The following is a 13579-nucleotide window of genomic DNA, read 5'->3' as shown; positions in this document are numbered from 1 at the left end:
GCTCCAAATCCTGTTTGCCATTCAAATTTACCATTTATCCATCTTTTTTCATTGATGAATTTGGAAGAATTGGCTTTAATGTCCCGAACTAAATCAGACAGTGCTTTATTGGGTTTTAATCCAACCAAAATATGGATATGGTCAGACATTCCATTAATAGCTATTAATTTTTGACCTTCATTGGTGGTGATTCCTGTGATGTATTTATATAATTCGTCTTTCCAATTATTGGAAATCAAATTTTGCCTTCCTTTTACCGCAAAAACAATATGAATGTAAATCTGTGTATAGGTATTTGCCATTATAAATATTTCAATAAATCTATAAATATGTCGCTCCTAATGGAGCTCTTTTGACTGTGATATGATATGCTATAAATATATTGCTCCTCTGGAGCTTTGATTGTGAGTTCTTACTTGAATTTTAAACCCAATCAATTGGTGATTCTAATACTTTTATTAATTTCTCTTCTTCACTTCCAGCTTCCGGATGATGGTCGTAAACCCACTGAACATGTGGCGGCAAACTCATCAAAATGCTTTCAATTCTACCATTGGTTCTTAATCCAAAAAGTGTGCCTTTGTCATGTACCAAATTAAATTCTACATAACGGCCACGGCGGATTTCCTGCCAAGTTTTTTGTTCATCAGTATATGACAATGCTTTTCTTTTTTCAACAATTGGAACATACGCTTCGAGAAAACTATTCCCAACTTCTGTAACAAAGTTAAACCAATTTTCCATTGACATAGAGTCGGTTGCTTTACAATAATCGAAGAACAAACCACCAATTCCACGGGCTTCGTTGCGGTGTGCGTTCCAAAAATAAGCATCACATTGCTTTTTGTATTTTGGATAAAAATCAGGATTGTGTTTGTCGCAAGCGGTTTTACAAGTTTGATGAAAGTGCGTTGCATCTTCCTCAAACAAATAATAAGGAGTTAAATCCTGTCCTCCGCCAAACCATTGCTGAATCACATTTCCGTTATCATCATACATTTCGAAATAGCGCCAATTGGCATGAACCGTTGGTACCATTGGACTTTTTGGATGTAAAACCAAACTCAACCCGCAGGCAAAAAAATCGGCTTCACCAACGTTGAACATTTTTTGCATAGAATCAGGTAATTTTCCATGAACGGCAGAAATATTAACGCCGCCTTTTTCAAAAACGGCTCCATTTTCTATTACTCGGGTTCTTCCTCCGCCACCTTCTGGACGCTTCCAAAGGTCTTCTTTGAATTTGGCTTGACCATCAACTGCTTCTAATCCGGCTACTATTTGGTCTTGAAGGTTTTGTATGTAGGAATAAAATTTATCTTTCATTTTTATAATATTCTGATTTAAGCAAGCCGAAGTAAACCGAGTTTTGTAATTCACCTTCACCGTTTCTAAATTCGTCCCTTAAAATTCCTTCTTGCTTAAAGTTGTGTTTTAATGCAATTCGTTGGCTTGCCAAATTAATTTCTGAAGTACAAATAAAAACCTTGTTCATCAGTAATTCATTGAAACAAAAATCAAGTGCATTAGCAACCATTTTTGATGTAATTCCGTTACCCTGAAAATCTTCATCAATAAAATAGGCTAACTCACATTTAGAAATGCGGATATCTATATTTTTTATACATAAATAACCAATCAAGTCATTGGTAATTAAATTTCTGGTATAAAAATAATAACCTGTTTTGTTTTTCTCTACCTCAACACAGTGAGCGATATAATCCTCAGTCCTTTCATCAGTAGCACAATTGGCTAAAGTTACTGGAAAAGTCATTCTAATAAAATTTCTATTCTTATCAATTAGTTTGTAAAACTCTTCGGGAAGAATATTTTCAATTCGGTCTGTTTTCCAATCTGTAAAACTCATTTCTATTTATTTTTAACAGAAGCTATTTTATTAAAAATTCCAAACGAAAAAGTCTTGCTTTCTTGTTGAATGTAATTGTAAATAACAAGAGCTTTTTCAGTAAATTCAAACTGATTCTCTTTAGAAAGCACAACCAAAACATCAGCAAATTGCTCTAGTTGCGCCCAGTCTAAATGATTTTGCATTAGCAAAGTAATCAAATCGTTAGCTGGCATTTCAACTAAAGTTTCTATATTCAGTCCAAACCCTTTCAATTGCTCTTCAATCTGATTTAAGTCTTCAAGATTCCAAAATTTTGGCACATAAACTATTGACATCAACTTTTTGAGTATGTTGTCAATCCGAATACTTTCTTGGTCTCTTAAACTTTTGTTGAGCATGTTCTTATTGGATGTTGGTTGATGGTTGTTAGTTAATAGGTGTGAATGATTTTCTAACAACTATCAACTAACAACAGTCAACTATTTTTTCTCATATTCTTTCACCGCATCCACAAACGCTTTGGCGTGATCCACAGGAATATTTGGTAAAATTCCGTGGCCTAAGTTGGCGATGTATTTGTCTTTTCCGAATTCGTCAATCATTTCATGAACCATTTTCTTGATGGTCGGAATTGGAGAAAGCAATCTCGACGGATCAAAATTCCCCTGCAAAGTCACTTTCCCACCAGATAAATAACGGGCGTTTCTTGGCGTACATGTCCAATCTACTCCAAGAGCTGAAGCTTTACTTTTACCCATTTCATTCAAAGCAAACCAACATCCTTTTCCGAAAACAATTACCGGAGTGATTTCTGCCAATGCTTCAACGATTTGATTGATGTATTTCCATGAAAACTCTTGGTAATCAGTTGGAGAAAGCATTCCTCCCCAAGAATCAAAAATCTGAATGGCATTACAGCCTGCATTTACTTTTTCTTTCAAATATAAAATAGTCGTATCGGTGATTTTTTGCAATAAAGTGTGAGCCGCTACTGGGTTTGAAAAACAAAATCCTTTGGCAGTGTCAAAACTTTTAGAACCTTTACCTTCAACGGCATAACAAAAAATTGTCCAAGGAGAACCTGCGAAACCAATTAATGGCACCTCATTATCCAACATTTCTTTGGTTAATTTGATAGCATCAAAAACATAACCTAAAGTTTCATTTACATCTGGAACAAAAACCTGATTCACTTGCTCCATCGTGCGAATTGGGTTTGGAATAATCGGTCCCAAATTGTCTTTCAATTCTACGTGAATACCCATTGCCCTTGGCACTACCAAAATATCTGAAAACAAAATCGCAGCATCAGGTTTTACAATTCGTATTGGCTGAACGGTGATTTCAGCTGCCAATTCAGGAGTTTCGCAACGAGTAAAAAAATCATATTTGTCACGTAATGCTCTGAATTCTGGCAAATATCTTCCCGCTTGACGCATCATCCAAACTGGTGGGCGTTGTACTGTTTCTCCTTTTAGTGCTTTTAAAAATAGGTCGTTCTTTAACATAGTTTTTATTTAAAACCTAACTAGTTTTGAAAATCTGTTAGGTTTGTTATTGTTATTTATATTCTTCGATTACTGCTTCAATCACGTCCTCAACGGTAGGTTGTTCAGCGATGATGATATTTTTAGTTTTATTTTCTAATGCTGATGCCGTGGTTTCGCCAATGCAAAAGCAAAGTTCTTTTTTAATAGTATTCTCTTTCAAAAAACTTTCTACTCCCGAAGGGCTGAAAAACAAAATGGCTTCTACTGGATTCTTTATTTTATGAGGAGTTAATGTCGTTTCATAAACATTGATTTCATTAAAAACAATTCCAGCTTCTTTTAAAGCTTTTGGCAATGTTTCTCTGCGAAGGTTTCCGCTGAAAAAAGTATAGCTTTCTGATTTGTAAATCAAAGTGATGATTTCGCCTAAATCGGATGCATAGTCTGTATAAGCAACAACTTCAAAGCCATTGTCAGAAAGTAAACTTTCGGTTTTTAAACCCACACAATATGCTTTTTTAGATTTTAATTGCTCTAAATCGGGATGTTGCAAAACACTTTCAACTGCATTTTGACTGGTAAAAATCAAACTTTCATTGATGTTTTTTAAGTCAAAAGACTTTATTTTGGTTGCAATAAAATCATTTTCTACAACCTCAAAACCCGCTTCAATCAGTGGTTGTTTTTGATATTCTGCAAGTATTTTGGTCGAGAGTATTTTCATGATTTTGCTAAATCGAAATTATTTTTTCAAAGCTGCTTTAATTGTTGCCATCAATTCGGCTCCGCCATTCTCTAGAATTTCTTTGGCACAATTAAAACCTAATTTTTTCCATTCTCCAACGGGTACCACTTTTTCAATTTCTAATTTTTGTTTTCCATCAATAGACAACAAAGCACCTTTGAAAGTAAAAGTATCTTCTAACTCGCAATACGTTGCTAGTGCGCCAATCGGTGCGGTACAACCTCCTTCAAGGATTTTCAAGAATTGTCTTTCGATATGCGTACAAACTTCGGTTTCGACATCATTTAATTGAGATACGGCATCCAAAACATATTCGTCATTTGCCATTGCCACAACCACCATCGCTCCTTGAGCGGGAGCAGGAATCATCCAGTCCAAATTGATAAATTCTGTTGGTTTCAAATTGATTCTTTCCAAGCCTGCTGAAGCAAAGACGGCTCCATTCCAATCATTTTCATTTAGCTTTTGCATTCTCGTATTTACGTTTCCACGCAAATCGACAACGGTATGGTTAGGATATTTGTTAAGCCACATCGCCTGACGACGCAAACTTCCTGTAGCTATTGTTCCATTTTCTTCCAGAAAATCAAGGTTTCCTTTATGAACTAAAATATCTAAAGTGTTCGCTCTTTCCAAAACCGCACCTTGAACAATGCCGATTGGCAAAGCCGTTGGCACATCCTTCATTGAGTGCACAGCAATATCTACCTGACCATTAATCATGGCAATGTCCAATGTTTTGGTGAAAATTCCGGTAATTCCTAATTCGTAAAGAGGTTTATCGAGAATGATGTCGCCTTGGGATTTTACGGCAATGATTTCGGTTTTATAACCCAAATCGTTTAGTTTTTTTTCTACCGTGTGGGCTTGCCATAAAGCGAGTTCGCTGTCACGTGTTCCTATTCTTATTGTTTTTTCTGCCATTTTCTCGCAAAGGCGCAAAGGCGCAAAATTTATTTAGTAACCGTTTCTAATTGAAATACTTTTTCGATCCATTCAATGCTCTCATCCACCATTGTGTCTTCGTTTTTCAAGTGATTCGCAAAATGAGTAGTGATTTTTTGAATGATTCTGGCACTGATAATTTCAGCTTGCTCTTCATTAAAATTGGATATTTTTTTACTTTGAAAATCCAATTCTGAGTTTTTAATAGAATTTAATTTCTCTTTTAAAGCATTTATCGTTGGCGCAAACTTTCTTACTTTGGTCCAAGCCAAAAATTCTTCTTTGATTTCTTCAATGATAGCTTCGGCGGCTGGAATATGAGCTTTTCTATTTTCTAATGTTTCATCTGTCATTTGCGACAAATGATCCATATGAATTAAAGTAACTTCTTCTAAATCTTTAACATTCTCGTTGACATTCTTCGGAATTGATAAATCCAAAATCAACAATGGTTTTTTCAAATTCAAAATAGCTTTGTCAATCGTTGGATTTTGAGCACCCGTAGCCACAACTACAACATCTGCTTTTTGCAATTCGATGTGCAATTCCGAATAATCTTTAACAATAAGATTCAGTTTTCCCGCTAATTTCTCCGCTTTATCTTTGGTTCTGTTGATTAACGTAATGTGCTCGTTTTTGGTGTGTTTTACCAGATTCTCACAAGTATTTCTTCCGATTTTCCCTGTTCCGAAAAGTAAAATATTTTTGTTCCCGATGTCTGGAACATTTTTAATGATATATTGAACCGAAGCAAAAGATACCGAGGTGGCACCTGAACTGATTTCAGTTTCATTTTTGATTTTTTTGCTGGCTTGAATCACCGCATTCACCAAACGTTCCATAAAAGCATTGGCCAATCCCATTGCTCTGGCCTCGGCAAACCCATTTCGAATTTGGCTGATAATTTCAAAATCGCCTAGAATTTGACTATCCAAACCAGTCCCAACACGGAATAAATGCGAAATGGCTTCTTGGTTTTTATAAACGTAAGCTACTTTTTGAAAATCTTCAACAGTACCGTTACTGTTATCACAAAGTAATTTTATAAGTTGAAAAGGGTGTTCGGCGTGGCCGTAGATCTCAGTTCTATTACAAGTGGATGTCACAAATAAACTTTCGATTCCATCATTTTTGGCTTGCTTCAATAAATTCGTTTGTGCCAAAGCGTCTAAACTAAATTTACCTCTTATCTCAGCATCTGCCTTTTTGTAACTAAGGCCAATTGAGTAAAAATAGAGATGCTTCGAAACGTTATGATTTTTCATAGTATTCACTTTCCTTAAAGTTTTACAAAATTATTACTATGAGTTTGATAAAAACAACGCTAAAAGTACTTTTTGTATCGCTTCATGCTTTTTTGGATTTAAATCGTTATTTTTTAATAAAAACTAGTAATTTTGTAGTGTTAAAAAGGGTTCTTTATGCAATAATTTAGAGCCAATCTAAATAAAGGATTTTTTTGTCTTTAAAAAAATATCGCTATGGGTTCACAAGAAATTATAACTATCGAAGATGATTTTACTTTAATTCGCTTTCAAAATGACAGCGAAGTCAGTTTTCAGGCTGAGCATCAAGTAAATAGCGGATTGATTCAATTTCATTTTGGTTTAAAGGGTAATGCAAAATTTCTATTCAACCAAGGAACATATGCTTTGGAATTGAAAGATGAAAAGTCATTGCTATTGTATAATCCGCAAAAGGAATTGCCATTAAATTTAGAATTAGCACCAAATTCTTGGGTGATTTCGGTCATTATTTCCATTAAAAAATTTCATGCTTTGTTTTCAAATGAAGCCAATTATATTACTTTTTTGAGTGATGACAATCGGGACAAAAAGTATTATAAAGAAGATGATATCAGTCCGTCAATGGCAATTGTCCTAACACAATTGTTTCATTACAGCCTGCATCCATCGATCAAAAATTTATATTACAAAGGAAAAGGATACGAATTATTGAGTTTGTATTTTAATCGAACTGAAGATCCAAACGCCGAACAATGCCCATTTTTAATTGATGAAGACAATGTCTTTAAAATCAAAAAAGCCAAAGAAATCATCATCGCTAATATGGCTGAACCTCCAGGTTTACAAGAATTAGCAGACGAAATAGGTTTGACTTTAAAAAAACTCAAAATGGGTTTCAAACAAATTTACGGCGATACCGTTTATGGTTTTTTATTTGATTATAAAATGGATTATGCCCGAAAATTGCTCGATAGCGGTTCCTATAACGTAAACGAAGTTGGTTTGAAAATTGGCTACAGCACCGGAAGTCATTTCATAGCCGCTTTCAAAAAGAAATTTGGAACAACTCCCAAAAAATATTTAATGTCTATAAATACAAATGTGTAAAAAACTATTGTTTTAAGATATTGAAACATAACTAAAAAATAACATTTATCATATTTCCAAAAAGTAGCTTTCTATACTTTTGGTTAAAATTAAAATCTACACATGAAAGGCGTATTATTAGTAAACTTAGGCTCTCCTGAAAGCCCTGAACCAAAAGATGTAAAACCATATTTAGACGAATTTTTAATGGACAAATACGTGATAGATGTGCCGTATTTGTTGCGTGCTTTTTTGGTTCGCGGTATTATTTTAAGAAAACGCCCAGAAGAATCGGCTCATGCCTATCAAAAAATTTGGACACCGGAAGGTTCGCCTTTAATTGTCTTTTCAGAAAAAATGCATAAAAAAGTACAGCCTTTGGCTAATGTTCCTGTGGCGCTGGCGATGCGTTATGGAAGCATGTCTATTGAAAAAGGCTTACAGAAATTACATGATCAAGGCGTAGATGAAGTATTGCTTTTTCCTTTATATCCTCAATATGCAATGGCTTCTACGTTAACTATTTTGGTTGAAGCCGAAGGAATTCGCAAGAAGAAATTTCCAAACATGAAATTTACCGATGTTCCCGCATTTTACAATAAACCCGATTATATTAAAAACTTAGCTGACTCTATCCAAAGACATTTATCGGGATTTGAATACGATCACTTATTGTTTTCGTATCATGGAATTCCGGAACGCCATATTCGCAAAACTGATGTAACGAAATCGCATTGCAAAATTGATGGGTCTTGTTGTAACACACCTTCACCTGCACATGATTTTTGCTACCGTCATCAATGTTACGAAACTACAAGGCAAGTTGTAAAATTGCTAAATATTCCTCAGGAAAGATACAGTTTGACTTTTCAGTCAAGATTGGCTGGAGACAAATGGCTGGAACCTTACACTGATGTTGAAATTAATAAGATGCCTGCAAAAGGAATTAAAAATCTTGCAGTTGTGACTCCCGCTTTTGTTTCAGATTGCCTAGAAACGCTGGAAGAAATTGCAATGCGAGCTAAAGAAGATTTCCAAGAAAACGGAGGTGAAAATTTCTTGGCAATTCCATGTCTGAATGATGAGGACGAATGGTGTCAAACAGTTGGGAATTGGATTAATGAGTGGGCTAAATAAAAATGTTTAAAAGTTTAAGGTTTAAAATTAACTAACAAACTTGAACCTTAAACTTTAAACTTTAAACGAAAAATATGGAACTTTATAACTACCTAAAATCCCTGCACCTCATCTTTGTAATTACTTGGTTCGCTGGACTTTTTTATATTGTCCGTTTGTTTGTGTACCAAATCGAAGCTGCTGATAAACCTTCGCCCGAAAAAGAAATTTTGCAAAAACAATACAAGTTAATGAGCTACCGATTGTGGTATATTATTACTTGGCCAAGTGCTGTTCTGGCTAGCATTTTTGCATTTTGGATGCTGTTTTTTACACCTTTAGGAAAATCTTGGTTACAAATGCCGTGGATGCACGTAAAACTTGGCTTTGTTTTTGTGCTATATTTATATCAATTAAAATGTCAGCAGATTTTCGTTCAATTACAAAGGGATGAAGTTAAATATTCTACCAATTTTATGCGTTTATGGAATGAAGTAGCGACTATTATTTTATTTGCTGTCGTATTTTTAGTCATTTTAAAAAATGCCGTAAATTGGGTTTATGGAGTTGTAGGCATTATTCTTTTTTCGATAACTATTATGCTTGGCTTTAAATTTTACAAAAAAATCAGGGAGAAAAACAAATCATAATTATGTTTAAAACATATAAGATTCCTTTAATTTCATTACGTTTTAGAATCTTCATTTCAATGGTTGTATTAATCATTGCCACCTCCCTTTTACTCATAAGCATTTCATTTATCCAATACAAAAATGTCGCCAAAAAATACAATCAAAGGCGAATAGAGAATATGGAAAATTATGTAAAAAAGCATATCGATTATATGCTTTCGACCACAACTTTTCCATTGACAGATGAGAATATTAAATTAATTTTCAAGGATAAAATTCACGAAATATCAGACATTCAAAATACCGAAATCCAAATTTATTCGCTGGATGGTAAACTTATTAAATCATCCAAAGAGTCTTTTTCGGTAGAAAAACATTCGCCTACCGTTTCAAAATTTATTCTCCGATTGGTCAATTCGTCAATTGACAAGCGGTTTCTTGAGGTTAAAACCATAAACGGAATCAAATACAGATCTTCATATAGTCTTATAAAAAATAAAAAATTCAAGCCCATTGCAATTTTAAAATTGCCCAATATCCCTGATGACGGTTATTATGAAAAAGAATTAAACAATTTCTTAATTCGGTTGGTTCAGGTTTATTCGCTAATGATTGCAATTGCATTCGGATTGGCTTATATCCTTTCTTCATTTATCACCAAACCTATTTATGATTTTGCGGAAAAATTGAGAGAAACCAGTTTGAATCAGAAAAATGAAAAAATTCCGTTTTCAGCAAAAATTAAAGAAATCAATATGCTGTTGCAAGCTTACAACAGAATGACCGAAGAACTCGAAAGAAACGCCATAGTTTTGGCCCAAAACGAACGGGATTTGGCCTGGAGAGAAATGGCGAAGCAAGTCGCGCATGAAATTAAAAATCCGCTTACGCCAATGAGACTTACGATTCAAAGTTTTCAGCGAAAATTTGATCCAGGCGAGCCAAATATTAGACAAAAATTAAATGACTTTTCCGAATCTTTAATTCAGCAAATTGACACAATGAGTTCTGTTGCTTCGGCATTTTCGGATTTTGCAACTATGCCTGCTCAACATAATGAAATACTAAATGTAGTAGAGGTCATTGAGCTTACTTTGGATATTTTTAATGAAGATTATATTGTTTTTGAAACTTCTGAAAAAGAAATTATTTCAAAAATTGACCGAACGCAACTTATCAGAGTTATTACAAATTTGGTCAAAAATGCCACACAGGCAATTCCAGAAGACCAAGAAACCAAAATAATTTTGGTAAACGTAGATAAAACAGCCGATCAAGTTATTATCACTATAAAAGATAACGGAACAGGAATAGAATTAGAACATATTGATAATATTTTTGAACCAAAATTCACTACCAAAAATAGCGGAATGGGATTAGGTCTTGGAATTATAAAAAACATCATAGAAAACTACAACGGAACAATTACCTTTGAAACTAAATTTGGAAGAGGAACTATTTTTACAGTTACACTTCCTATTGTTAACTCTTAAACACAAACAAAATGAACTACGAAAATCTTTTAATTACTATAGAAAATAGCATTGCAACGATCGTAATCAATAGACCGAGCAAACTTAATGCTTTGAATATTGCAACCATAAATGATTTGCATAAAGCGATAAAAATTTTAGGTAAAAACAAAGAAGTTCAGGTTATTATACTCACAGGAAGCGGCGAAAAAGCATTTGTTGCAGGAGCCGATATTTCGGAATTTGCACATTTTACTGTTGAAGAAGGAACACAACTAGCATTTCAAGGTCATGAATTGCTTTTTAATTATATAGAAAATCTAAAAACTCCTGTTATCGCAGCTATCAACGGATTTGCATTAGGTGGTGGATTAGAATTAGCCATGGCTTGTCATTTCAGAATAGCTTCGGATAACGCTAAAATGGGACTTCCAGAAGTTTCTCTTGGAGTTATTCCAGGATATGGAGGAACGCAGCGTTTGCCACAATTAGTTGGAAAAGGTCGTGCAATGGAAATGATTATGACCGCCGGAATGATTACTGCTGATGAAGCAAAACAATACGGTTTAGTCAACCACGTAGTACCACAAACAGAACTTATTAATTTTGCCATTTCGATTGCTGAAAAAATCATAAAAAATTCACCTTTTGCAGTTGGTAGAGCGATAAAATCTATCAATGCGAATTATGCCGAAGGCAAAAATGGTTACGAAATAGAAATCAAAAATTTCGGACGCTGTTTTGGAACAGGAGATTTCACCGAAGGAACAAAAGCCTTTTTAGAGAAAAGGAAACCAGTTTTTAAGGGGAAATAATATCGATACATCTTAATCTGTATGAATAAATTAGTTTTATTTTTTGGAATTCTAACGATTTCCTATTCAACTTTTGCCCAAAGTATTCCTTTTAAAATACAAAAAAGTGAACTTTTTAAAGATGAGTATAAAAACTCTACTATTGTTTTTACAAAAGAAAACAATGATGGAGGAATATTAATAGTTCGTTCCTTTAGTGGATCTAGTTTTTCAAGCAGTGAAGGGTTTTATATTGAAAATTATAATTCAAATTTAGTTCAAACTAAAAAATTTGAATTTGACATGAAGCATCCTAAGAATCAGAAATTTAATGTTGTTCTTGGAATTTGTTCATTTGAAAATGAAATTCAAATAATTGAAATCTATTATGATTCAAATCAAAAACTTTATATATGTCAATCAAATTGTATTGATGAAGATTTTAAAATCACAAAAAAAGAATTATTTAAGCTAACGAATGAAGAAATAGAAAAAAATGGATCTTTTACTTTAGAGTCAACATTTTATAACCGTATGGATGAAGTATGGACAAATGACAATTCTGGAATGTTTGATGGTGAAACAGATAATTTTTCTGTCGTTAATAATCAGTCATTAATGTCTAAGAAAGGGAAGTCAGAAATTATAATGACTGTGAATGAAGCAAATAATGCCTTTGCGATTGCAATAGATTATAATGTTAGAAACGCAGAATATTTAAAATTGTATTTGTTTGACAATAAGCTGAATAAAAAAATAGAAACTGAATTTTCAAGAGACAACATTCAAGACCAAAAATATGTCTTTCAAAATTTACAGGTTGATCCAAATGGAAGCTCAATCTATTTATTAGGAAAAACATATACTGACAGCCAAAAGAAAAAAAATGTGGGTGGAAAATATTTATTTGAGCTAACAAAAATTAGTTCCGAAAATCAAAAATCTCAATTTATTGATACTAAAGAAAATTTTATCAGCTCTTTAAAATCCATTTTTCACAATAATCAACTTATTTGCATCGGATTTTATTCTGAAATCAATGATTCAAGGTACAAAGGAATTAGTTGCTTTAAACTGGATACCAATTCATTAGAAATTTTACAGGAAAAACACAATCCCTTTTCACAACAATTTATGATTGACAAATATGGAGAAGCAAAAGATAAAGAATTAAAATTTTTAACTTTCAAGAATTGTTTTTTTACCGCGAATAATGACCTTATACTTAATGCACAAGAAGAGTATTCAGAGACTTCTTTATTAAATAGATCAAATTCAATGAATGGCATTAGTAATAACCAAACGATACATCACCGTGATGACATTGTATCAGCCAAATTAAGCATTGAAGGAGATTTAATTTGGGCCAGAAATATTAATAAAAAACAACGTTTTCACTTTGCAGTAGATAAGAATTATGCTTCTTATACCACAACAATTAATGGTGACATATCTTATTATTTTATTAATACTGATGAAAAAATAAAAGAATTAAAAAACGATAGAATAGAATTTAAAGGTTCTGACAAATCAAATCTCAATCTTATCAGAATAAATAATAACGGAGATTTCGAATATGAAAAAATTCTGGACGATGAAGAAAATGAAGTGCCATTTATGGTTGCAAACGGTATATCAGTAGGTAACTCCGTATTTTTCTTAGGAAAAAAAGGAACCACGAAACAACTCTTAAAAGTAACATTGTAAAGTATAATTATAACTTTAAAATAATTCTTTTCTATTTAAAATATCAAAAAGCTTCGCTTAATTTTGTGCCTTAATTCTAGATTTGATGATCCAACGCAGACCTAACAGGTTTTAAAAAACTGTTAGGTCTGATCCAAAAATATTATATTACATTTCTAAAATAAACTAAAAATAAACCTATGTCCTTCCAACCCGTATTTGCTGAATTTTGGGAAAAAGTAAAAGAAAGCATTGCAAATAAAACTTATGCCAAATTAACTTTGGCCAAAACCATAGGCGATACAGATTTAAAAAATATTTATGTACGCCCAGTTTTATTAGAAAATGATGTGTTTGCCCTTTCAATTATTGCCCGTTATAAAACCGAAGAGATTGAAAGCTTTCACAGTCTTGATGAAGCTTATTTAATTTTAGCTCCGTATATGAATAATCCGTTTTTGACGGCACTTTTATTCACCACAGAAAATGACATTACATTCAAACTCAATAAAAAACG

Annotated in this window: 15 protein-coding genes; 7 read left to right on the top strand and 8 right to left on the bottom strand. The window is 33.2% G+C overall.

Features of this window, described 5'->3' with window-relative positions:
- The 8 genes from tnpA to hemA all read right to left on the bottom strand — a co-directional run.
- Positions 1–302, bottom strand: a 302-nt coding sequence (gene tnpA / locus VLC96_RS19045; RefSeq protein ID WP_325265458.1) for an IS200/IS605 family transposase, incomplete at its 3' end; no start/stop codon positions are given.
- Positions 303–423: 121 nt separating this feature from the next.
- Complete coding sequence (gene hemF / locus VLC96_RS19040; RefSeq protein ID WP_325265456.1) at positions 424–1326, bottom strand: oxygen-dependent coproporphyrinogen oxidase; 903 nt, start codon at positions 1324–1326, stop codon at positions 424–426.
- Entirely contained in the window at positions 1316–1867 is a 552-nt protein-coding gene (locus VLC96_RS19035; protein ID WP_325265454.1) for a GNAT family N-acetyltransferase, read from the bottom strand. Before VLC96_RS19035 ends, hemF begins: the two co-directional genes overlap by 11 nt.
- Before the next feature lie 2 nt (positions 1868–1869).
- Complete coding sequence (locus tag VLC96_RS19030; RefSeq protein WP_325265452.1) at positions 1870–2247, bottom strand: hypothetical protein; 378 nt, start codon at positions 2245–2247, stop codon at positions 1870–1872.
- Positions 2248–2328: 81 nt separating this feature from the next.
- Positions 2329–3357, bottom strand: a complete 1029-nt coding sequence (hemE, locus tag VLC96_RS19025; RefSeq protein ID WP_325265451.1) for a uroporphyrinogen decarboxylase — start codon at positions 3355–3357, stop codon at positions 2329–2331.
- A gap of 52 nt (positions 3358–3409) precedes the next feature.
- Complete coding sequence (locus VLC96_RS19020; protein ID WP_325265449.1) at positions 3410–4063, bottom strand: uroporphyrinogen-III synthase; 654 nt, start codon at positions 4061–4063, stop codon at positions 3410–3412.
- An 18-nt stretch (positions 4064–4081) separates the two neighbouring features.
- On the bottom strand, positions 4082–5008 hold the full coding sequence (gene hemC / locus VLC96_RS19015; RefSeq protein WP_325265447.1) for a hydroxymethylbilane synthase: 927 nt from the start codon (positions 5006–5008) through the stop codon (positions 4082–4084).
- 29 nt (positions 5009–5037) lie between these two features.
- On the bottom strand, positions 5038–6294 hold the full coding sequence (gene hemA, locus VLC96_RS19010; protein WP_325265445.1) for a glutamyl-tRNA reductase: 1257 nt from the start codon (positions 6292–6294) through the stop codon (positions 5038–5040).
- Positions 6295–6510: 216 nt separating this feature from the next.
- Here hemA and VLC96_RS19005 point away from each other — a divergent pair, with 216 nt between their 5' ends.
- The 7 genes from VLC96_RS19005 to VLC96_RS18975 form a co-directional block, all read left to right on the top strand.
- The gene (locus tag VLC96_RS19005; RefSeq protein ID WP_325265444.1) at positions 6511–7383 is read left to right on the top strand and encodes a helix-turn-helix transcriptional regulator; all 873 of its coding nucleotides are present in this window, start codon (positions 6511–6513) and stop codon (positions 7381–7383) included.
- Positions 7384–7485: 102 nt separating this feature from the next.
- Entirely contained in the window at positions 7486–8499 is a 1014-nt protein-coding gene (gene hemH, locus VLC96_RS19000) for a ferrochelatase (protein ID WP_325265442.1), read from the top strand.
- 74 nt (positions 8500–8573) lie between these two features.
- Positions 8574–9128 (top strand): CopD family protein, encoded by a 555-nt coding sequence (locus tag VLC96_RS18995; RefSeq protein WP_325265441.1) that lies wholly within the window; start codon positions 8574–8576, stop codon positions 9126–9128.
- Positions 9129–9187: 59 nt separating this feature from the next.
- Positions 9188–10603 (top strand): sensor histidine kinase, encoded by a 1416-nt coding sequence (locus tag VLC96_RS18990; protein WP_325265439.1) that lies wholly within the window; start codon positions 9188–9190, stop codon positions 10601–10603.
- Between the two features lie 11 nt (positions 10604–10614).
- On the top strand, positions 10615–11397 hold the full coding sequence (locus VLC96_RS18985) for an enoyl-CoA hydratase/isomerase family protein (RefSeq protein ID WP_325265438.1): 783 nt from the start codon (positions 10615–10617) through the stop codon (positions 11395–11397).
- Between the two features lie 21 nt (positions 11398–11418).
- The gene (locus tag VLC96_RS18980) at positions 11419–13083 is read left to right on the top strand and encodes a hypothetical protein (RefSeq protein ID WP_325265436.1); all 1665 of its coding nucleotides are present in this window, start codon (positions 11419–11421) and stop codon (positions 13081–13083) included.
- Between the two features lie 179 nt (positions 13084–13262).
- Positions 13263–13579, top strand: a 317-nt coding sequence (locus VLC96_RS18975; protein ID WP_325265435.1) for a hypothetical protein, incomplete at its 3' end; no start/stop codon positions are given.

Origin of the sequence: Flavobacterium sp. (genome assembly GCF_035456085.1) — a bacterium.
Lineage (GTDB): Bacteria > Bacteroidota > Bacteroidia > Flavobacteriales > Flavobacteriaceae > Flavobacterium.
The sequence above is the reverse complement of the archived record's forward strand: the minus strand, read 5'-3'. Positions and strand labels throughout refer to the sequence as shown.